19 protein-coding genes are annotated in these 22,463 nt (G+C 42.7%); 2 read left to right on the forward strand and 17 right to left on the reverse strand.

The genetic code is table 11. From position 1 onward, the window contains the following. The coding region (locus AC1XUF_RS31625; RefSeq protein WP_483345884.1) for a hypothetical protein at positions 1-222 on the forward strand (222 nt) is incomplete at its 5' end. A gap of 20 nt (positions 223-242) precedes the next feature. Here AC1XUF_RS31625 and pruA read toward each other — a convergent pair. Further along, a complete protein-coding gene (gene pruA, locus AC1XUF_RS31630) occupies positions 243-1,871 on the reverse strand; it encodes an L-glutamate gamma-semialdehyde dehydrogenase (protein WP_483345885.1) in 1,629 nt (542 codons plus the stop codon). A 171-nt stretch (positions 1,872-2,042) separates the two neighbouring features. On the opposite strand from pruA, the gene thrC reads away from it, so the two are divergent. Continuing rightward, positions 2,043-3,341: a threonine synthase gene (gene thrC / locus AC1XUF_RS31635; RefSeq protein WP_483345886.1), complete on the forward strand. Its 1,299-nt coding sequence runs from the start codon at positions 2,043-2,045 to the stop codon at positions 3,339-3,341. Between the two features lie 141 nt (positions 3,342-3,482). Here thrC and AC1XUF_RS31640 read toward each other — a convergent pair whose 3' ends face one another. The 16 genes from AC1XUF_RS31640 to AC1XUF_RS31715 form a co-directional block, all read right to left on the reverse strand. Next, positions 3,483-5,297 (reverse strand): tetratricopeptide repeat protein, encoded by a 1,815-nt coding sequence (locus tag AC1XUF_RS31640; protein ID WP_483345887.1) that lies wholly within the window; start codon positions 5,295-5,297, stop codon positions 3,483-3,485. A gap of 437 nt (positions 5,298-5,734) precedes the next feature. Beyond that, positions 5,735-7,342, reverse strand: a complete 1,608-nt coding sequence (locus AC1XUF_RS31645) for an Ig-like domain-containing domain (protein ID WP_483345888.1) — start codon at positions 7,340-7,342, stop codon at positions 5,735-5,737. Between the two features lie 64 nt (positions 7,343-7,406). Further along, positions 7,407-8,309 carry a class I SAM-dependent methyltransferase gene (locus AC1XUF_RS31650; protein WP_483345889.1) on the reverse strand — a complete coding sequence of 301 codons (903 nt, stop codon included), beginning with the start codon at positions 8,307-8,309 and terminating at the stop codon, positions 7,407-7,409. Continuing rightward, positions 8,309-10,171 carry a tRNA uridine-5-carboxymethylaminomethyl(34) synthesis enzyme MnmG gene (mnmG, locus tag AC1XUF_RS31655; protein ID WP_483345890.1) on the reverse strand — a complete coding sequence of 621 codons (1,863 nt, stop codon included), beginning with the start codon at positions 10,169-10,171 and terminating at the stop codon, positions 8,309-8,311. Before mnmG ends, AC1XUF_RS31650 begins: the two co-directional genes overlap by 1 nt. Before the next feature lie 51 nt (positions 10,172-10,222). Next, positions 10,223-10,636: an rRNA maturation RNase YbeY gene (gene ybeY / locus AC1XUF_RS31660; RefSeq protein WP_483345891.1), complete on the reverse strand. Its 414-nt coding sequence runs from the start codon at positions 10,634-10,636 to the stop codon at positions 10,223-10,225. Between the two features lie 129 nt (positions 10,637-10,765). Next, a complete protein-coding gene (locus AC1XUF_RS31665; RefSeq protein ID WP_483345901.1) occupies positions 10,766-14,083 on the reverse strand; it encodes a DUF4175 family protein in 3,318 nt (1,105 codons plus the stop codon). A 257-nt stretch (positions 14,084-14,340) separates the two neighbouring features. After that, positions 14,341-15,147 carry a tryptophan synthase subunit alpha gene (gene trpA, locus AC1XUF_RS31670; RefSeq protein WP_483345892.1) on the reverse strand — a complete coding sequence of 269 codons (807 nt, stop codon included), beginning with the start codon at positions 15,145-15,147 and terminating at the stop codon, positions 14,341-14,343. After that, positions 15,144-15,512 carry a Dabb family protein gene (locus AC1XUF_RS31675; protein WP_483345902.1) on the reverse strand — a complete coding sequence of 123 codons (369 nt, stop codon included), beginning with the start codon at positions 15,510-15,512 and terminating at the stop codon, positions 15,144-15,146. The genes trpA and AC1XUF_RS31675 overlap by 4 nt, the downstream gene beginning before the upstream one ends. An 80-nt stretch (positions 15,513-15,592) precedes the next feature. Further along, a complete protein-coding gene (locus AC1XUF_RS31680; protein ID WP_483345893.1) occupies positions 15,593-15,793 on the reverse strand; it encodes a hypothetical protein in 201 nt (66 codons plus the stop codon). A gap of 25 nt (positions 15,794-15,818) precedes the next feature. After that, on the reverse strand, positions 15,819-17,018 hold the full coding sequence (gene trpB / locus AC1XUF_RS31685; protein ID WP_483345894.1) for a tryptophan synthase subunit beta: 1,200 nt from the start codon (positions 17,016-17,018) through the stop codon (positions 15,819-15,821). Between the two features lie 5 nt (positions 17,019-17,023). Beyond that, the gene (locus tag AC1XUF_RS31690; protein ID WP_483345895.1) at positions 17,024-17,674 is read right to left on the reverse strand and encodes a phosphoribosylanthranilate isomerase; all 651 of its coding nucleotides are present in this window, start codon (positions 17,672-17,674) and stop codon (positions 17,024-17,026) included. After that, on the reverse strand, positions 17,671-18,489 hold the full coding sequence (trpC, locus tag AC1XUF_RS31695) for an indole-3-glycerol phosphate synthase TrpC (protein WP_483345896.1): 819 nt from the start codon (positions 18,487-18,489) through the stop codon (positions 17,671-17,673). The genes AC1XUF_RS31690 and trpC overlap by 4 nt, the downstream gene beginning before the upstream one ends. A gap of 44 nt (positions 18,490-18,533) precedes the next feature. Then, positions 18,534-19,523 carry an anthranilate phosphoribosyltransferase gene (trpD, locus tag AC1XUF_RS31700; protein WP_483345897.1) on the reverse strand — a complete coding sequence of 330 codons (990 nt, stop codon included), beginning with the start codon at positions 19,521-19,523 and terminating at the stop codon, positions 18,534-18,536. A 63-nt stretch (positions 19,524-19,586) separates the two neighbouring features. Next, the gene (locus AC1XUF_RS31705; protein WP_483345898.1) at positions 19,587-20,153 is read right to left on the reverse strand and encodes an anthranilate synthase component II; all 567 of its coding nucleotides are present in this window, start codon (positions 20,151-20,153) and stop codon (positions 19,587-19,589) included. A gap of 24 nt (positions 20,154-20,177) precedes the next feature. After that, positions 20,178-20,567, reverse strand: coding sequence for a tautomerase family protein (locus AC1XUF_RS31710; RefSeq protein ID WP_483345899.1), 390 nt, complete (start codon positions 20,565-20,567; stop codon positions 20,178-20,180). Between the two features lie 7 nt (positions 20,568-20,574). Further along, positions 20,575-21,996: an anthranilate synthase component I family protein gene (locus AC1XUF_RS31715; protein WP_483345900.1), complete on the reverse strand. Its 1,422-nt coding sequence runs from the start codon at positions 21,994-21,996 to the stop codon at positions 20,575-20,577. Between the last annotated feature and the right edge of the window lie 467 nt (positions 21,997-22,463).

Raw genomic sequence — 22,463 nt, forward strand, 5'->3', positions numbered from 1 at the left:
ATTTGCTACCAAAGTAGCCTTGATTCTATTCAAACGAGTATTTCTTACTCTTTTGGTCTATCTCATCATGTCAAAGAACAGTGCCAATCGCGATTTCTTTTCTTCTTTTCTCTCGCTCTGTTTGCGATTGGGATTGCAAAGGTAGAAAAAGATTTTTTACTTCCGAATTTAGATCGAAAAAAAACTTCAATTCACGTAAAGTTCTTGAAGTTTTTAAATTAATCTTGAAAATTATACAACTATTACTCCGATAAGAAGGGATATCTGTAGTCTGTCGGGGAATTCAATGTTTCCTTAATTGCCCTGGGGGACACCCAACGTAACAAATTCAAAACCGAGCCAGCTTTATCATTTGTTCCAGATCCACGGGCGCCGCCAAAAGGTTGCTGACCCACTACTGCACCAGTTGGTTTATCATTGACATAAAAGTTCCCGGCAGCGTTTACCAAATGTTGAGTAGCATAATGAACCGCATAACGGTCTCTGGCAAAAACGGCACCCGTCAAAGCATAAGGTGACGTTGAATCGATAATTGGTATTATTTCCTCAAAACCATCTTCATCATAAACATAAACAGTTAATACCGGACCGAATATCTCTTCACAAAGCGTCACATAGTCTGTTTTAAAGGCTTGAATAATGGTAGGCTGAATGAAATAACCTTTACTTTTATCGAACCCTCCTCCCGCAATAATTTCGGTGTCATTGCTCGTGTTGGCGCCTTCTATATAGGCAACTATTTTATCAAAAGACTTCTCATCTATCACTGCATTTACAAAATTGGAGAAGTCCTCCACTCCGCCCATTTTTATCTCCGCCAGATCTTTTACCATCAATGCCTTTACTTCCTCCCATAAATTAGAAGGAATATAAGCTCTTGATGCAGCGGAACACTTTTGCCCCTGATATTCAAAGGCACCCCTGATTAACCCTGTTGCAAGTGCCTTTGCATCAGCGGATTTATGTGCGAGAACAAAATCTTTGCCGCCTGTTTCTCCCACGATCCTCGGGAAAGATTTATAAAGCGAAATATTTTCTCCAATCGTTTTCCATATTGCTTGAAAGACCTTTGTGCTTCCGGTAAAATGAATACCAGAAAAATCAGGATGCTTAAAAATCACATCTCCTGCTACAGGCCCATCCACCAGGATCATATTGATCACCCCATCTGGCAGCCCTGCTTCACGAAAAACTTTCATGATTAAATTCGCAGAATAGACCTGAGTGAATGCTGGTTTCCATAAGACAACGTTACCCATCAACGCAGGTGCCGCAGGCAAATTTCCAGAAATTGCTGTGAAATTGAATGGTGTTATGGCAAATACAAATCCTTCCAGAGGTCTATACTCTATACGGTTCCATACCCCATCAGAAGATACGGGTTGCCCCTCATAAATCTCCCTCATAAAATTCACATTAAGCCGCAAGAAATCAATCATCTCGCACGCAGAGTCTATTTCCGCCTGATAAGCATTTTTTGACTGACCAAGCATTGTCGCAGCATTTATCTCTGCCCGATATGGACCGGCAATCAAGTCGGCTGCCTTTAGAAAAATGGCAGCTCGCTGTTCCCAATTTAGAGCTGACCATTTGGGCCGGGCACCAAGCGCTGCTTTTATTGCCTGTGTAACGTCATGAGCAGTTCCTTCATGAAAATACCCCAGCAGGTGCTGATGGTCATGTGGTGGCGTTATTTTCCGCTTATTTTGGGAGAAGATCTCTTGACCTCCTATATATTGTGGAATGTCAATTGTTTTGGCTCTTGCGGCTGCTAATGCCTCCTTTAACTCAGCTCTCTCGGCACTCTCTGGTGCATAACTCTTGACCGGCTCATTTCTGGCTGCTGGAACTTTAAAAATACCTATAGACATATATAAGATGTTTTGTTCTCTTAATTGTAATTTCTGTTTAACAAAATTCTGCCCCGATCTGTTAATTTTTATTCATTATTCATAAAAAGCCGCTTACATTTTCTCATGTCAGGTTTACGCTATCGATTTTAGTTAAATTTGCACTCCAATTTTGACTTTCATTATTTTCAAATGATGTTCTACAGTACCAAAACCACAAGCCTGAAGGCTTCCCTTGAAGAAGCAATTTTTACCAGCCTTCCTGCTGATAATGGCCTATACATGCCAGAATATATTCCGAAAGTATCCCAAAAATTCCTTGATAGCATCGAAAAAAGGACTTTTAAAGAAATTGCTGTTGAAGTCTCAGATACTTTATTTGGTGGCGAAATTACAAGAACTGAAATTGAAACTATCATTGAAAAGGCTTATGATTTTGAAGCTCCTGTCAAGCAGATTACAACAGATGATTATGTTCTAGAGCTCTTTCACGGGCCTTCTATGGCTTTTAAGGATTTTGGGGCACGCTTTATGGCGGCTATTATGTCTTATTTTTTAGCAAAGTCTCAAAGGGAAATCAGGATTTTAGTAGCAACTTCGGGCGATACCGGTGGAGCTGTTGCTCAGGGATTTCATAAAATACCCGGTATCTCGGTTACCATTCTGTATCCAAGCGGCAAAGTAAGCGATATTCAGGAAAAACAATTAACGACCCTTGGTCACAACATCACAGCTCTAGAAATTGACGGTACCTTTGACGATTGCCAGAAACTAGTGAAAGAAGCATTCCTGGACGCCGAATTGAATGCCAAACTGAACCTGGCTTCGGCCAACTCCATTAACATTGCAAGACTTATACCTCAGTCCTTTTATTTCTTCGCGGCTTATGCCCAATTAAAGAAATTGGATAAGCCTCTTGTTGTTTCTGTTCCAAGCGGCAATTTCGGTAATCTGAGTGCTGGCCTTCTCGCGCTTAGGATGGGACTTCCCATCGCGCATTTTATTGCCTCAACCAATTTGAACAACGCGGTTCCCCGCTATCTAGAAACAGGCGGCTATGACCCGCATCCGTCTGTCGAAACAATATCCAATGCTATGGACGTTGGTAGTCCTAGTAACTTTGTCCGCCTAACCCGATTTTTCAACGACGACTGGAAATCGGTGACGGAGAAAATTTCCGGCTTTTATTTTGACGATGAGCAAACACGAAAAGCAATGCGACAGGTTTATGGAAGCACTGGCTATGTCATGTGTCCGCATACTGCAGTGGCATATCTTGGATTGCAAGAGTATCGTAAAAAATATACGTCAGATTTTACGGGTCTTTTTCTCTCTACCGCGCATCCGGCCAAATTTCTTGATCTCGTTGAACAGACATTGGGGAAAAGCATCGAAGTACCTGATCAGCTGAAATCTTTGCTCGAAATTGAAAAAGTATCCATCAAAATGAAACCTGAATTTTTAGAGTTCAAAAACTTCTTGATGAGTTAGTTACATGTAATATAACTCAAATTGAAGCCTGTGAGGTTTCTCTGAAAAAAAATTAAGCTACTCAGGCACGCGAATACCTAAATGTAAAAGGGTTAAAAAGTCCATGACTCGTCAACCCCTTTACATTTTATACAGATAACCTTAGTTGATAACGTCACCGCGCAGAAGCCTGAATCTCTTTCGCGATTCCGCAACAAAAATACTGCCCGGGTATTTTTCCATCAATTCCTGATAGAGCTTCATTGCCTCACCTTTGTCATCCAACTTTTCCTGATACAGCTTCGCCATTTCGAATAACGCGTTGTCACCATATATGTCATGGCCAAATTTGGAATATAGCAATTTCAAATCTTCAAGCGCTTGCTGATTACTATCAAGTTTAATGTAAGTCCTTGCCCTTAGCCAAATGATCTCGTCAGTAAGGCTGTGGTTCTGATACCTCTGATAAAGGCTTTTTAGTGAGTCTATGGCTTCGAATTTTTTATTCTGGAAAAGTAGGAGTTCGACAGACGAATATTCCCTCATGGCTGTCTCAAAAGTATCCAGTCCAGTATTGTCCATGATCAACAACGAAAGTTCATTCGCGTCGTTTGCAATCTCACGTGAAGTCGCATGCTTTAAAATATCCAGGACCGCCTTTGCCAACAAGAATTCTCCTTTATAGTAGTGAAGCTTTGCATTTCTCAATTTTGCTTCATATCCCAAAATATCATCTTTTTGAGACTTCTCCACTTGTGAATACACCAGAGTCGCTTCCCATGGTTCGCCTTGCAGAAGATATATATCCCCGAGGTCGAGCTTGCATTTGTCCACAAAATTCTTCTCCTGCTTACCAGCCTCAATGGCTGTCTGAAGAATTTCTATTGCCTTTTTGAAATCGTCCAGATAAAAGGCATTGAGGATTGCCATGTTCCTGAGGGCCTCAATGGTACGAACGTTCACTCCCAGTTCGTCAACCAGCTGCTGGTATTGGCCGAGAAGTTTCTGTACTTCTGTGCGTTTAATTGGATAGGTGTTTTTGACTTGTTCTTCTCTCGCGAAAATCGCCATTCTTCTTGCCACCGGGTACAATTGGCCTTTAGGATATTCTTTTACCAAATGATCAAAGATCATCCCCGCGTTGGCGTAGTCAAGATTTTGCAATGCCAGCTGACCGAGATTATAAAGCCTTGCGCCATTGTGCTTGAACCTCTTGTCAAGCGATCGCTCCTGAATGAATGCTTTATAAAAGTCCTTCCTCTGTATCTGATACCAAATTAACAGTTCGTTATAAAAGCCTTCATTCGGAAACTTCTGAATCTTGTCATAAAGGACTTTTTCCAACAAAGTCTGCTCCTTTTCGTCCTTTGTAAAGTCCTGCAGCATATTCTGGACAACTTCGGTATTCTGGTATCGCATGCCATATGAAAGGAGCTCGTCGATCATTTTCTCGGGATCATTGAGGTCTCTGTAAACGCTTGCCAGCTCCAGCTGAAATATGTCATTCCGTTTGGCGGCGGCCCTTGCATCCAATAGAATATTCTTGGCCCATTCAGGCTGGTTAATGGCTCTGAACTCATCAGCCATATCCCTTTTAAGCTCCGTTCTCGTGCCGGACGAGGTAACGGACAGCTCATTCTTTTTGGCAGCCTCTTGAGTCTTCCCTTGCGCTTCCAGCAGTACTCCCCAATATAAGTAATACCAGCTGGCATTAGCAGCATCGTTCTTAATCTGCTTTTTGTAAAATTGCTCCGCATCCCCCCAGGCTTTCGTTTTGATAATACAGCTCGTATAATTCTTGAGAGACATCCGTTCAAACGACAATTTCAAAAGTGCGGAATAGTAGGTAAGGGCTTTGGCGCAGTCGCCGTTTTTGAAGTATTCTTCAGCCATTTCTTTCTCACTCTGGGCCAGCGCCCCGGCCCCCCCGGCGGAAACTAAAAAGTACAACAGAATCCATCTCAAAGACTTTTTCATAATAGATAAAAAAATTTCTTTTTAGTTATTACCATTATCTATTGCTGTGGATATGGGGAAAACTATAGTATCCACTGTAGATTAACACACTTATCCACATTTTGTGTATAACTATGTTCGATTATCAACATCAGAAAAATTTATTTTCAACAATCAACTGCCTGTATTACAAGTTAGCAATTTATTTCTAGAATGTATTTGTTGAAAAGTAGAGCCGGTAAGCCTCTATTTCGTATCCACATCTCCTTAAGTGTATCCACATGCTGTTAACTTCGGATTGGATGTGTTTTATCCACGCTGGGGTCAGAGATCAAAATTTATCCACATAAATGGCTGGTTATCCACAGAGATACGCACAAAATTGAGGGTGTTATAAACAAGAAATGAGAGTTATCGACATAGTTATCCACACTATATGGATAAATTAGTTGAGAATTTTACTTAGGGATTGTAATGTTAATGTCGTTCAGCTCAAAATTGGCCTTAAGAAGAATCTTGTCCTTGAGGTAGTAGATCGGTTCCGGCTGGAGATCTTTGTCCATTTCGCCAGTGTCCCACCTTTGGTTATTATTCAAGTCGATGATGATCCTTAGAAAGTATTTTCCCTGGGGAATATGACGGAATGTGTAGGGTGAGGAAGTTGCAAAGTCAACGACCTTGTATTGCTCGTCAACCAATTGGACAATAAAATGAGTAGTGGGCTCGCTGTTCACTACGCGACCTTTTATTTGCCCATAATCTTCTTCTTTTAAAACAGGATGTTTCAGTAAGGTTTTAGCAAGAGTATCGCCTTCAACGCTGATAATAGAGCCTTTTGGGATATCCCATTTGATGCTGTCTTTGGCAAATGATTTTGCATTGATGGTCAAAATATTGTGGTTTGGGTTCCAACTCCATTTGAATGCATTCAGGGGTTCATGGGTGAGGCTATCTGTGATAAGTGCGATTTTTTGGTCGTCTATAAACCGGATAGGCTTGCTTAAAACAATTTTATAAATGAATTCATTGGTGAGTGGTTTATTGGGTTCTGGCTGGGTGGTAAAGGTTAAGGGATCTCTTTGCCTCTCCTTCCCGCGCTGCGCCTGAAATGCTATCTTTTGCTCGAAATCTGTAACGGTTCCAAGCGAATCTGTGGCTGATAACTTAACCGAGGTAGAGTCGGGATGCGGTTCGACGTTAAAGAATTTGAGTGACCCGCCTGCTTCTAAAAGATAAGGAAGGGTGTCTTTATTCATGAATGTGACCGCGACTTTTTCAATTGGCTTGCTAAAGACAACCGAGTAATTATTCACTTTCGGGATTGTTCTCTGAATTTTAAGGGGCGTATTATCGGAAAGGAACATATTGAGGTTGTAAGAAACGGAGTCTGAACCGGCGTTGATCGGTTTGCTCAAAAAACCCATACGCTCGTCTTTCGCATTATAGAGCATGTTTCTGTTTTTGTCGTCAATTGCAATCAATTTATAGGTTCTCATCTGTATGTTTTCAATTGAAAAAATACCACTGCTGTCGGTTCTTGAAAAATAGTAGGGTTTCTGTTTGGCAATATTCAGGGTATCGCTAACATTATAAAGACCGACCAGCGCGTCGAAAATAGGTCTGTTTGTTTTTATATCTTTAAGTGTTCCGTAGACCCTTCCGGAGTCAAGCGAGTTGCCCGTACTGAACACCAGTTTTAAGTTTTTCGCCGGGTTTTTTTCCGCATAGTCTTTGATGCCGTCCCCGAAATTCAGCGTAAAGGTGGTGCTGTCTTTGAATGTATTTTTGAATGTAAGCAATACCGACATTCCATTTTGTTTATAAGAGTACGGGTTATCCGCTTCTGGGGTTATGACGAGCTTTTGGTTGATATTGTCAACAACTACATATTCGTCAAAGAAGAGCTCGATCTTTTTGCCTTTGAAGTTCAGGGTCTTATTGAGTGGATTACTTTCTACGAGATTTGGAGGGATCGAGTCTTTTTTTCCGCCAGTGGGCGAAACTTGCTGGGCACAGCGTTCGAAGATAAGCAGACATACAACTGCGAAAAATATAATCCTGAGCATTGTTCTATGTATTTAAAAAGCCCCCAATACACCGGTATTGAGGGCCGTTTGATGGCGTTAAAATTTATTTTTTCTTAATGACGTAGATAAGACTTGAAGTATTGACTGTTTTCTCTTTGCTCGATTTGCTCTTCCAGTTGGAGCGCAGGCCAGTTGCAATACTGTCTATCATATCCATTTTATTCTGTCTGTATTTTGTGCTGAGCATGCTTACATAAAAGGAGTCGAACCACATCGGAAGAACGTCAATTACTTCCAGATGATGTTTGCTTATCAGCTGTTTCATTGTATTTTTTGTAAAGTGATAAAGGTGCCTTGGCACGTCGTAAGCTGCCCAGAATCGTCCATACTTTTGTGCATCGAACGCGTCGGGATTCGGTACGGCTATAATGATGGTACCATTTTCGCTGAGGTGCTGAGTAAGCCAGTACAGGGTTTCATTGAGGCTGTGAACATGCTCGAGAACATGCCACAGCGTGATGATATCGAATAGTTCTGATTTTAAACTATCAACATAAATGCTATCGAACACATCGACACCTGCCTTTTTAAATGCTACTTTCCGGGCCTCAGGATCCGGTTCGGTGCCCAGAACTTTCCAGCCATCTTGGCGAGCGGCGCCGGCAAAATTGCCCGTTCCGGAGCCGATATCAAGAAGCTTTCCCTTAGAGTTGGACAGTTGATTGATCAGTTTAACTTTTTGAGTTACGGTGTAATTTCTTACAGACTTGTAGATTTTGCTTATCAAATCCTTGGCCTCATCATGGTGGGAAATATAGTCCTGTGACTGGTAGTAAGCACCTATGGAAGCTTCGTCGGGGCGTGGATTTGTAAATAAGAAATAACAGGAATTGCATTGCTGAATGGTGAATTCCTTGTGTGACACGGTATAATCTTCCACGTTCAGAAAATTACTGAAGCTGGATTTGTTGCAAACTGGGCAGTTCTGGAGTGTTTCTAATGACATTAGCGGCCGATAAAGAGCATTAATACAGAGATGTCGGAGGGACTTACCCCGCTGATTCTTGACGCTTGCCCGATGGTTGAGGGACGGGTTCTTTTCAATTTTTCCCGGCCTTCGTGGGAAAGGGAAGTCACAATATCGTAGTTGAAATTGTCAATGATATTCAGGTTCTCAAGCTTGTTCATTTTTTCTACCAGGAGCATTTCCTTCTCAATGTAGCTATCATATTTCAAGTTGATCTCAGCTTGTTGGACAGAATCTTCGCAGTATTTTTTGAGCAAGCTGGCTATCAGCGGGCTCGCCTTGACGAGTTGGTTAATTGAAATTTGAGGTCTTCTGAGTAATTGAGCAATGCTTGTTTTTTCCTTCAGGGGTGCGGTGCCTATTGATTCCAGAAAACTGTTTATTTCGTCGGGCGTAATTTTTGTGGTAGTGAGGGATTGAAGGATCTCCCCTACTTGCTCCTTTTTCAACAGTACATTGCGCAGCCTTTCATTACTCGCGAGCCCTATTTGATGACCTTTTTCCGTTAAGCGGATGTCGGCGTTATCTTGCCTTAAAAGAGTGCGGTATTCGGCGCGTGACGTGAACATCCGGTAAGGTTCCTCAGTACCTTTATTGATAAGATCGTCGATCAGAACGCCAATGTATGCTTCGGATCGTTTGAGTACAAATGGTCCGAGGTTGTTAACATTACGGTGCGCATTGATTCCAGCCATCAGGCCCTGACAGGCAGCTTCCTCGTAGCCGGTAGTCCCATTAATTTGCCCAGCGAAGAACAGGTTTGTGATTAAATGCGTTTCCAGCGTTGATTTGAGCTGCGTGGGAGGAAAGTAGTCATATTCGATCGCGTAGCCCGGACGGAACATTTTAGCATTTTCAAAGCCTGGTATCTTACGTAATGCCGCGTATTGCACGTCTTCGGGCAGAGAAGTTGAAAAGCCGTTGACGTAAACTTCAACTGTATCCCAGCCTTCGGGCTCCACAAAGATCTGATGACGATCTTTATCCGCAAACCGGTTGATTTTGTCTTCGACGGAGGGACAATATCGGGGTCCGAGTCCTTTAATCCTGCCGGAAAACATTGGAGATTTTTCAAAGCCAGTCCTGAGCAGATCGTGCACTTCGGTATTGGTGTAGGTGATCCAGCAGCTTCTCTGTTTGGTCAATGGCTTGGTATCGGAATATGAAAATTTTGCCGGGACTTCATCGCCGGGCTGTTCTTCCATTTTGGAATAGTCGAGTGAACGACCGTCAACCCGGGGAGGTGTACCTGTTTTCATCCGGCCGGCTTGAAAGCCTAGGGTAACAAGTTGCTCCGTGATTCCGGTCGCTGATTTCTCACCGGTGCGGCCTCCGCCAAAGTTTTTCTCGCCAATATGTATCAAGCCGTTTAAGAAAGTCCCGTTTGTAAGTACTACAGCTTTGGAACGAATTTCGATCCCGAGACTTGTTTTAACTCCACAGGCCTGGCCGTTTTCTACAATGATTTCCTTCGCAGTATCTTGCCAGAAATCAACGTTGGGGTTGTTTTCAAGGATACTCCTCCATTCTTGTGCGAAGAGGGCCCGGTCGCTTTGGCAGCGTGGACTCCACATGGCGGGTCCCTTGGATAAATTCAGCATTCGGAATTGGATCATGGTCTTGTCGCTTACAATTCCCGATTGTCCTCCAAGGGCATCAATTTCTCGGACGATTTGTCCCTTCGCAACACCGCCCATTGCCGGATTACACGACATCTGAGCGATGGTGTGCATGTTCATTGTAATCAGTAAAACGGACGAACCCATTGTCGCCGCTGCCGCCGCCGCCTCGCATCCCGCATGTCCTGCGCCTACTACAATGACGTCATATTCTTGAAACATATTCTATTCTATTAAATCACTTTAATTAAAGTGTTCCACGTGGAATGTTAATCAAAACTGTGTAAGGTACTCGTCCTCTTTGCTCCTCATGATCTGTTTTAGCTGATCGTCGGAGTCTTCGTAACCAACCAAATGTAGGAGACCATGAATCAACACTCTACGCATTTCGGTAGCAAAATCACTGTGAAACGTTTTTGCATTCTCCTCAACCCTTTCGACACTGATGTAGATATCCCCTTCAAGGACATTGTCTTCCTCACTGTTGTCAAACGTAATGATATCCGTAAAGTAGTTGTGATCAAGGTATTGTTTATTGATTTCCAGGAGATACTCGTCAGAACAAAAGATATAATTCAATGTCGAAATCTCGTAACCTTCTGATTTAGAGGTGTTTTTTATCCACTTTTTTGTTTTTAGAGGATTGGATATAGTGAAATCGATGTCTTCAGAGAAGAAATTGAGCATTTTATGGTTAATTAATTTGCAAACATACTAAGTATCTGATTAAGATAACGTTTGTCTTAAAAGCACTAAGGTTAACAACTTCATAAAAAGTGTTAACCTTAGGTTGAATTCAACAAAATGAATAAATAATCAGTTCTTCGCCTGGTATTTTCGGAAGTAAGTGTCCACTTCGCGTTTGTAGAACGGAGAAAACGTAGGCGGTATCGTGCGAAGCAGTTCAGTTTGCTTTTCCTTTTCGCGAATGTATTTCTCAAAAGCCGGAGGTGGTTGTCGTGGAAGTTGTTTGGCACTTTGAGCTTTGCGTTGCTCATCCTCGTCCTGCTCTTTCATTGCCTTCTCTGATTCCAATAGTCGTGTTGTAATTTCCTGATTGCGCTTAATCAGTTCCGGAGTAATCCGCTTGTTCACCAGGTCGGTTTCCGTTTCGTCCATCTTATCGGAAATTTCCTGTAGTTCTTTACCAAACTGTTTACCTGCCTCGGTACCTTTTTGTGAATCCATCAGATCCTGTATCATTTTACGAATGGCCGCCTGCTCAGCCGCCATTCGTGCAAGCTTCTCGGAGTTATTTCCCTGCCCTTCTTTTCCCTCGCCAAGCTGCTTGATCTGTCCGTTCAACTTTTCCTGCATTTCTCCCATACCAGGCGATTCGCCTTTCTGCTTGCCTTTTTTCCCTTTGCCACTTCCGGGCATAGCCATCGCCATTTGCTGTTGCATCTGGTTGAAAACATCACTCAGCATGAGCGCAAGATTATTCATCGAAGTCATTGCAAATTGCTGTTTGGCGGTAGCTGTATTGATCTGTCTGTCTTTGATGCTTTTCACACTTTCATTCATGTATGATTTCATGTCATTCAATTCACGGGTAATGAAAGACTGGATCTGCACTACCCGATTGGCCAAAGCATACAAACTATCCTCAACGACTTTTGCGTCGTCTTTCAGTTTCAGTTGCTGCTGCCCGAGTTTTATAAACCGAGGGTCCTGAAGACTAACGCCCCTGAAATCCTTCATAAGCGCTTCCTGGTCGAAGGAAAGCGTGATCAGGTTTTCGAGTATATCTCTTAATGCATCCATGTTTTCCTGCATTTGTTCCATTTCAGCAGCCTCCATAGCTTCTGACATGGACTGGGACATTTTCTTCATGGATTTAGCAGCATTTTTTTGCGACTGAGAAGCTTTGGAATTCTGTTGCTTGTCTAACTGCTGCTTACTCTGTTCCATCTGCTCAGAAGCGTTTTTTTGCTCCTCCTTCTGGGGATCGATGGGTTGTTCCAGCTCCTTGCTCATCTCTTCAATTTCCTCCGTGTTCTCCTGGGCTTTTTTGAAGTCCTCCTGGATTTTTTCCTGTTCCTTTTTTAGGTCTTCATTCTTTCCCTTTTTCTCGTCACCATTTTTATTTTTCTCGTTTTCCTGGGTCTTATCCGCCAAAGTCTCTTCTTTTTCTGCCAGATCGTTCAGCTTTTCAACGAGATTTTCCATTTTCTGCTCCATCTGCATTTGTTTGAAGAGCTTCATGGTGCGTTCCAATTCTTTTTCCAGGTTGTTTTCTTTATTACGCAACTTCTCCATCATGCTGGACAAACGCTCGCTCTGCTTTTGTTCGAGGAGTTTTTTTAACTCTTTATAAAGTTTATCAGTATCGTTGTCCATCAGATCGTTCATCAGTTTTTGCAACTGTTCGATCTTGCTTTGCAATTCAGGACTTTGCTGATTGAATTGTTTTGACTTTTCGTTCGAATTCTGATGTTTTTCCTGCAAAGCCTGGAGTTCCTTCATGAGTTCTTCGCGCTTGCGGAGTACCTCCTCAATCTGTTTTTGTTCTTTGAAATCCAGTTCTTTATTGCTTTTCAGTTTGTTATCCAGGTTATCCAGATCCTTCCGCAAGCTTTGGGCTTTCTTCATCGCCGATTGCATTTGCTTTTCTGTTTCCTGCTCGGATTTTTTGATTTCCGCTTCAAGCTGATCTTTCGAGGGGACCGTAAACTGAATCGACCGTGAACGTGCGCTCTTTGCTCCGTTCACGCCATCATTGTCCCAAACCTGAGCATAATATTCAATTTTATCACCAGGAGCCAGTTTAAGGCTATCTACATACCATTGAAAAAAGAAGCTCTGTGTATTGACGGTTTTGTTGAAGGGAATGGGAATGCTCTTGCCCTGTGACGAACTGTTTTCATTGGCGCGCTTAATAGAATAAAACATTTTGAGTTGCGAAAATCCATAGTCGTCACTAATGGAACCACCAAGTACCAGATAGTTATAAAGCGTTGTGTCCTGGAAATTTTCGAGGTTGAGTACCGGGAATTTGTCGGGAATAACATTGATAAAATAACCTATTTTATCTGCATTGGTGGTCTCTTCATTTTTTAAGGCAACCTGGTATTGAGAAGATTTGCGCACCGCTTTGCGCACCGCAAAATGCCCATTGCTTTCCTTAGCCTGATATAAAGCCGAATCGTTCTCAAAACGGATGGCAAGCGATTTGGTTGAATTGGTGTTAAAATTCCATTCAATGGTCGTTCCCTCCGGCACAGACAGGTTCCCTACGTTACTTAGGCCCTCGGAAGGCTTGTTGAGGTAGGCGGGATAATGCAGGTTAACATCGAATGAAAGCAGGGAAGGCCTCTCATTGACGACGACTTTGTATTCATCAGAGGCATATCCGGCTGCATCAAACGAAAAGGTGACGTCCCGTTGCAGATTTTTAAAGGTATATGAGAAATTTCGGTTGCCTTCCGGGGTAAGTTTAAATCTCGATCCATTTTGTACCAGGTAAACCGCGGCAGGCAATGCCTCCCCTTTTAACGCCAGCTTTAAAGTGAAATCTTCATTTCTGAAAGCTTTTAAGCTTTTGTTTTCAAGAATAAAAGAAAATGGCGCATAGGTGTAGTTTTTCTGAAAGTGGATGATGCGATCAGAACTTGATGAAAAGAAGGCTGGGTTAAAGAGCAGGATAACAGCAATGGCCGCCAGGGGATAAATGGCGTACTTAATGCGCTTCTTGTTTTCATTGAAGCGTATTGCATCAGAAAATCTCACGATAAGCAGTTGACCTGACTTTTGGCGAATACTAGCCTCAATCAGGTCCGATTGGGTCCCGGAAAGGCTTCTGAGCTGCAGGGTATTAACCAGCTTGTCCCCTATTTCCGGAAAGTACTGCCCGATTTGCAATGCGGCGTCTTCGTCAGATATTGGTTTTCTCAGTCCGGATAAATGAATGATCGGCTGGATAACCCATTGAAAAAAAGAAAACACAACGACGGCGAGAAATCCAAAGAAAAGCATCCCCCGGACCAGAGAGCTGAATCGTCCGAAGTATTCGATGGTGTTAAAAAAAAGGAAAACAGAAAGCAAAAGGCCCAAAGAGAATATGATGCCCTTTAACAACTGGTTTTGATAGTATTTTTGACGGTATTCCTGAATGCGGAGCAACAGGCCTTCCATTGCCGGAGTGAAAGGAGCCATAGGTGTTTTTTTTATATCTGTGAAGATTTCATAACGTATGCGCAAAACAAAAATTACCAAACATTTGCATACGCTTAAAACGAAGAAATGTAATCATTTTTTGCGTAAAAGTACAGTATCAACGGGCAGAAGAAGGCATTGTACGGAGGGAGCAGGTAAGATCGTAAACTATGGGGCTTAAATGAAAAAGACAACCCATAAAGAGTTGTCTCTAATTCTAAAAGAATCAAAAGGGATCAGATCGCAATTGTTTCCGGATAGTTCTTAACCTCTCTCACAAATGACTTGATATCTTGTTCCAGATTGGTACTTTCCATTAAAACACGGATAAAAGCACTTCCGATGATGGCGCCTGCCGAATGACTTGAAGCCTGTTTATAAGTCTCATGGTCTTTAATGCCAAAGCCAATCAGACGGGGATTTTTCAGATTCATGCTGTTCAGTCTTTCGAAGTAAGACTCCATATTAGCGTTAACCCCATTTTTTGAGCCTGTGACGCTCGCCGAAGATACCGTGTAGATAAAGCCTTCACTGACCTCATCAATTAATCTGATACGGGCTTCTGACGTCTGAGGTGTGATCAGAAAAATATTGAGTAAGCCGTAAGAGTCAAAAATGGATTTGTATTCATCCAGGTATACATCCATTGGCATATCAGGCAGAATAAGTCCATCTACGCCTACTTCTGCGCATTTGCGGCAGAAATTTTCAATTCCATATTGTAAAACGGGATTCGCATAACCCATCAGAAGAATCGGAACGGAGATGGTCTGGCGCATATCTTTCAATTGTTCGAACAATACCCGGACAGACATGCCATTTTCCAGAGCCTGATCATTGCTTTTCTGAATGGTTTCGCCGTCCGCAACCGGATCGGAATAAGGCATCCCAATCTCGACCAGGTCGGCTCCCCCGTCCTGCAATGCACGAAGAACCCGCATGGTATCGTTCAGCCCGGGAAATCCCGCCGTGAAGTAGATGTTCAGCAGCCCGCCGAACCGATCTTTTTCTGTGTCCTGAAAAAGCTTTGTAATCCGGTTCATTCTTGTGTCCAGTAATCAACAACCAATACTTTATCCAAATAAGGGCCCAATATTTTTCCAAATGCTTTGTGGTCGGGATGAGGAAGGTACACTTCGCGTGCTGCTTCGCTATCGAAAGTCACAAAAAATACATGGGTAAATCCCTGGGCCAAGCCTTCCGGGCTGTTATTGGTACCCCATTCTAAACTTTTTATTTCCTTGATTTTTGATGGAAGAGCGCGGAAGGCATCTTCGACTTCCTTTACCTGTGCCGGCGTTGCAGAATCTTTAAATTTAAACAGGACGACGTGACGTAACATTTTTTTAGGAGTCGGGTTTTCAGGTGAAACAAAAGCCATGGATCCGAAAAGGAGCATACCGGCCATCAAAAGGAGTTTAAAATTCATGTTTTTGAGATTACAGGTTAAAATGAACGATTGATAGAAAGTGCGGAAATAATTTTAACCTAAGCAGAACAATTGAGACATTCGCCCTCGTCGCTGAATTTCATTCTGTCGAATTCCCCAAGCTTTTCTTTAAGTTCAAGAATTTCGTCTTCCAGATCACATCTCTCGAAAAGAGACAATTCTCCGGAGTTAACTTTTCTTTCCAGTTCCTGGATTTTCAGTCTTAAGTCGAAAACCTCAGGCAATGTCAATGTAGCCATTTGAAGTAAATGATGAGGTGAAAGATTAGTCGATGTATTTCATGAAAGTAGCCATATCCTTATCGCCGCGGCCTGAAAGGTTCACAACCACGGTTTCATCCCTTGTGGCGCCCAACTGGCCCAGTACAGCCAACGCATGTGCAGACTCAAGGGCCGGAATGATGCCTTCGTAACGGGTAAGCTCAAATGCGGCCTGAACAGCTTCTTCGTCTGTGGCAGACATAAAAATGCCCCGGCCAGAGTCATATAAATAGGCATGCTGAGGTCCAATGCCGGGATAGTCGAGACCAGCGGATATGGAAAAAGGTTCCACGACTTGTCCGTCTTCCGTTTGCATCAGTATGGTACGGCTACCATGCAGGACGCCAGGCTTTCCCAATGCAGTCGTTGCAGCAGAATGTCCGGAGTTTACGCCCATTCCAGCGGCTTCAATGGCCACGAGCTTTACATTTTCTTCATGCAGAAAATGATAAAAAGCACCGGCAGCATTGCTTCCGCCGCCTACGCAAGCCAAAACGTAGTCCGGCGTTTCCTTACCGGTCTGCTCTTTTAGCTGCCATCTGATCTCTTCGGAAATGATAGATTGAAAGCGGGCAACCATGTCGGGATATGGATGCGGACCAACAACCGACCCGATAATGTAATGAGTGTCAACTGGATTATTTATCCAATGACGCATTGCTTCATTGGTAGCATCTTTTAATGTACGGGATCCGCAGGTGGCAGGGCGTACTTCAGCACCCAGCATTTTCATACGGGCTACATTAGGAGCCTGGCGCTCGATATCCAGTTCGCCCATATAAACAATGCATTCCAGATCCATTAACGCACACACTGTTGCAGTGGCTACTCCATGCTGGCCTGCGCCTGTTTCTGCTACGATGCGTTTTTTGCCAAGTCTCTGCGCCATTAGAATTTGCCCGATGGTGTTGTTCACCTTATGGGCGCCTGTATGGCAAAGATCTTCCCGCTTTAAAAAAACGTTGGTTTTATATTTTTCAGAAAGCCTTCCAGCTCTGTAAAGCGGTGTAGGCCGACCTACATAATTACGCAGCAGATCGCTATATTCTTTTTGAAAAGAAGGATCTGAAATAATCTGCAGATAGTTTTCACGAAGCTCTTCCACATTGGGGTACAACATTTCGGGGATAAAAGCACCACCAAAAGTCCCATAGTAACCCTTACTATCAACCTGATACGATCTCTTTTCTGTTACTATATCCATAAAAATCAGGCTTCCGCCTCTTCTTGTTTTTTTACTCTTATCAAACTGAACAACTCCTCTAACTTTGAAATATCCTTGATACCTGGTTCGGTTTCAAACTTGCTGTTGACATCAATACCGTAAATGGGAAGTGTTTTGGATAGGGTGATGATTTCTTCAATATTGTCGAGACCAATTCCGCCGCTCAAAAGAAAAGGTTTTTCATTGTCGTAACGCTTTAATAAATTCCAGTCAAACGAAGTTCCGTTCCCCCCCGGGTTTTCCCCTTTGGTATCGAACAGGAATAGGTCGCAAAAAGACTTATAATTATTGAGCATTGCGAAGTTGAACTGCTCGTTGATCGAAAAGGCTTTGATCACACTTACTCCTTTCTGGCGAATACTTCTGCAGATATCGGGCATTTCATTACCATGAAGCTGAGCATATTGCAGGTCATATTTTTTTACCGTGCTGAGAATATACCCAGGGCTTGCATTTACAAAAACCCCCACTTTCCTGATACCCTGAGGAATGCTCCTGATGTATTCTTGATTTAACCCTTCCCCAACAAAACGAGGCGATTTTTCGTAGAAAATGAACCCGATAAAGTTAGGCTGTAATGCAACTACCTTTTCAATGTTGTCTTGCTGGCGCAGTCCGCAAACTTTAATTTTCATAGACCCAGGGAATTTATATTGCTATGTTGAGTTAAGTCTTTCTGCAAATCTGCAAGTGCGGCTCCGGGATTTGCAGTCTTCATAAATGTTTCTCCGATCAAAAAACCTTTATAGCCGTGTTGATACAACTTCAAAATTGTACCAGCATCTTTCAAACCGCTTTCAGATATCTTAACAAAAGAATCAGGAATCTGTTCGCTAAGAGCAATTGATGTTTCTATAGAAGTTTCAAATGTTTTTAGATTGCGATTGTTAACACCCACGATATCAATATGATCTCCCAGGCTTATTTCTAATTCTTCTTTGTTATGAACTTCCAATAGCACTTCCAGCCCTAACAGATGGGCACGCTTACTTAAGGCGGCTATTTCTGAAGGGGCTAGACAGGCAGCTATGAGAAGAATGATATCTGCGCCAATGGCCTTAGCTTCAAACAGTTGATATTCATTAACTATAAAATCCTTTCTTAGGATGGGAACCTTCGGATTCGCTTCCCGGGCCTTCAAAAAATCAGAAAAGGATCCTCCGAAGAAATCATGGTCAGTAAGTACAGACAATCCGGCAGCTCCTGCATTTACATAATCCCTGGTTACAAGCTCTGGAAATACCTGATCATTAATGATCCCTTTTGATGGGGATTTACGTTTGAACTCGGAGATAATCCTGGGAAAGGAAGACGTTTTTAAAGCACGGGCAAGAGATGTGGTCTTACGGGTAAAGCCAGGTTCTTTTTCTAAAACCGAAACGGGCTTAACGGCTTTCGAGGTCTGAACCTCTTCTTTCTTGCGCGCAATGATCTTGTCTAAAATATTCATCGATTTAGGTCTCTGTAAATCAACCGGCAACCTTCGTTTTCGGGCTAATCTTCTATTAATGTTTTAAAACTTTTCAATGCTTGCTTACTCTCGAGAGATTCACGGGCAGCCTGGACAGAATCAGTCAGTGACATTGAAGGATTTGCACAATACAAAGCCATCGCTGCGTTGGCAAGCACTGCCTGTTTTTGGGCACTTGTAGCTTCGTCGTTCAGGACATTCATGAATATCCGCGCCGAATCTTCTACGGTTTTACCCCCAGAGAGGTCTTGAGCGCGCAAGGTTTGCAACCCTAGCTGTGAGGGAGTAAGTATCTGCTCAGAGTGAGCTGTAATGATCTTGAAAGCACCTGTTAATGACACTTCGTCGTATCCGTCTAACGTGTGGAGAACAAGAAATTGCTTGTCCGTTTGTTGGTAAAGATAAGCAAAAAGACGGGCCAATTCAAGACTAAACACCCCTACAAGCTGTTTTTTGGGCGAGACTGGATTGACCATCGGGCCAAGCATATTGAAAAAAGTTTTAATGCCTAATTCCTTCCGGACAGGCGCCACATTTTTCATCGCGGGATGAAATAACGGCGCGTGCAAAAAGCAAACGCCAGCTTTGTCAATTTTGCGTTCCAGATAATCTTTGTCATTCGTAAACTTTGCTCCAAGATATTCAAGAACCGTAGAGGATCCGCAGAGCGAAGAGACACCATGATTTCCATGTTTGGCAACCCTTTGCCCCGTCCCTGCCACCACAAAACAAGACAAAGTAGAAATGTTGAAAGTATCTTTACCGTCTCCGCCTGTACCGCAAACGTCTATAGGGTCATACTCAGACAGATCTACGGCGAGGCATAATTCCAGCATCGCATCCCGGAAACCTTCGAGTTCTTCAACGGTAATGCTTCTCATTGCATAAATCGTAAGAAAAGAGGCTATCTCAGAGTTTGAATATTTGCCGGTACTTATGTTGATCAGTACATTTTTGGCTTGCTCTTTACTCAGTACTTTATACTCAAAGAGGTGGCTAAGAATAGTTTTCATTATAAAATGGAAGGTCATTTGTTTTGAAACAAAAGCGGTTAATTTTCGATGGAGATGAGCGGATCAAATGTTCAGCCAGTTTTTCAGCATCTCTTTGCCATACTCCGTAAGTACCGATTCCGGGTGGAACTGCAATCCCTTCACGTCAAACTTTTTATGTGAGAGCCCCATAACCCTCCCTTTCTCGTCCAAGGCAGTGATGGTCAGATCATCGGTGAAAGATTCAGGAATAACAGTCCATGAATGATAACGGCCTACCTTTATCTGCGGGGGTAACCCCTGAAAAATTCTTTCGGTTGAATCAGTGACGAAAGCCGTGTCGCTTATACCGTGCAGTACATCTGTCATATTTTCGAGTGTTGCACCATACACTTCCCCGATTCCCTGGTGGCCCAAACAGATACCTAAAATGCTTTTTTGAGAACCGTATTCACGGATCAGATCGTGCATAATTCCAGCCTCAGATGGAATCCCGGGACCAGGGGACAGTAGTATTTTGTCGTATTTGGAGATATCCTCGAGGGCAATTTTATCATTGCGGAAAATGTCTACCTGATCATTCAACTCTCTCAATATGTAGACAAGGTTGTACGTGAATGAATCGTAGTTGTCCAGAACAAGAATTTTCATTATAACAAATAATTTCAGATTGATTTAAACGGCTACATTGTAATCCAGTACCAGCTCGTCTCCCGGTTTGCCTCTGATTCCCCAGTTTTGCATGGGCGTTTCCGTTAACGTGATCTCAATGTCATTCGAAGATATGGCCAGTTGAGCGTACAATCTATCGAAGATGAATTGATAAAGCGCCCTTTTAGCTTCCGGAGAGCGCCCCTCAAAAAGAGAAATTTCTATGATGGTGTATCGATCGCTTCTTCCTTCGGGATAGAAAAAATCGCTTTTTTCCAAATAGAAGAACCTGTGGGCTCTTTTATTTTTAGGATACTTAAACGCATCTGTAATACAGGAATGTAAAACATCGCTGAATTGTTCACGAATAGGATAAAGAGAGGACTTTAAGCCGTATATTTTGATCTGGGCCATCTTGGTTTTATATTTCTTCTGCAACTTTGATGGCTTGTCTCAAGGCAGCCAGCTTATTATTTATTTCTTGTAATTCGCTTTCCACGTCGGATTTTGCAACAACTCCCATTCCCGCCCTGAAAAACAGTGTATTGTCTTTGCTGAGGAACGTTCTTATGGCAATGGCGTGATTAAAATCACCATTGAAATCCATAAACCCAATTGCGCCGCCGTATATGCTTCGGTTGCTATTTTCCATCTGGTCAATGAGTTTCATTGCGTTGTGTTTTGGGGCACCGGAGAGGGTTCCGGCGGGAAAAGTATCCGCTACTAGCTGCAATGGATTAACGCCCTTGTTCATTTTCCCTACAACTTTGGAAACCAAATGTATAACATGGGAATAGTATTGGACTTCTTTATAGTTGGTTACTTTGACCTCATCGCAGCTACGGCTGAGGTCATTGCGGGCAAGATCAACCAGCATCACGTGTTCAGCTGTTTCCTTGGGATCATTTAAAAGTTGTTGAGCCGCTTCGGCGTCGGCCAGATCATCCCCCGTTCTTCTGAAAGTGCCTGCGATGGGATGTATTTCCGCCTGTCCATTTTTTATGAATATCTGTTTTTCGGGAGAAGAGCCGAAAATTTTATAGTTTCCATAATCAAAATAGAACAGGTAGGGAGAAGGATTTATAGAGCGCAGGGCCCGGTAGACATTAAACTCATCTCCCTGGAACGACCTGCTGAACCTACGAGAAGGAACAATTTGAAAGACATCTCCACGGAGACAGTGATCTATTCCTCTCTGAATCACTGCTCGCATTTCATCGTCGGTGACATTGGAAGTTTCTTCTGAAATAATTCGAAAATCATATTTGGGGAAGTTCCTGTTTTTGATCAGGATCTCGATTTGTTCAAAGCCATTATCATCCGATTCTTGACCATAGTGATGCTCGAAGATGTAAAGCTCGTTTTTGAAATGGTTTATGACGATGACGTAGCGGTAGGCTTGATAAAAGATTTGGTCTATTTCGGTTTCGGGGCTGGCTGGCTGTAACGCTATATCTTCGAAGTAAGTCACAGCGTCGTATGTCATATGGCCAAACAAACCATTGGTAACGAAGGGGAAAGTATTTTTTTCAGATATGAAGCTCTGAGCAAAACGATATAATGATTGAACAGCATCTTTTGGATCAGAAAGAGAGAAAGTGACATTTTTTCCGTCGGGAAATTCCTGTGTTACTACTCCTCCATTGAGTTTGAAAGATGCGACCGGGTTACAGCAGATGTATGTATACGAGTTTTCGTTGCCGTGGTAGTCAGAACTTTCCAGCAGAATGGTATTTACGAACCTGTCTCTTAGTTTTAGGTAAATTGAGACGGGGGTTAGAGTGTCCGCCAGCAATTTTTTGTGGCGAGTAATTATTTTGAAGGATGTAGTTTGGTTATTCATTTGTAAATAATGTAAAGTGCATAAAAAAACGGCTCGCTGTCAGATGAACAGCGAGCCGTTTGTAAAGTATATTATATACCAAAGCAATAGCTACTCGTCCATCTTTTTAAGACGTGCACGCCACCACCAACTAGTATTAAAAGATTTCATATTGATTATATCCGATGAAGGTTCACTGATGCAAATATATAAAAAGAAATTTTTATTTCATTTATTTCATAAAAATACAACGATAATAGGGTGCCCCAAGCTTTAGTCCGCTTCCTATCACCTTTGAGTAGCCTTGACTGGGCGTGACCGATCACGTCGAGCTTTCCAAGATCGTTGACGGTTCAGGCGCTTGCAAATCCAGTAAGATGACTCAATAAGCGGCAAGAAGCTCTCCAAAACGAACTGGTTTGATTAAAAACACAAACCTAGATAAATCCTATCCCCTCCACAAGTTTTTGATTTGATCCGACTAATCC

The organism is Dyadobacter sp. HNCC25DJ185, assembly GCF_056895195.1.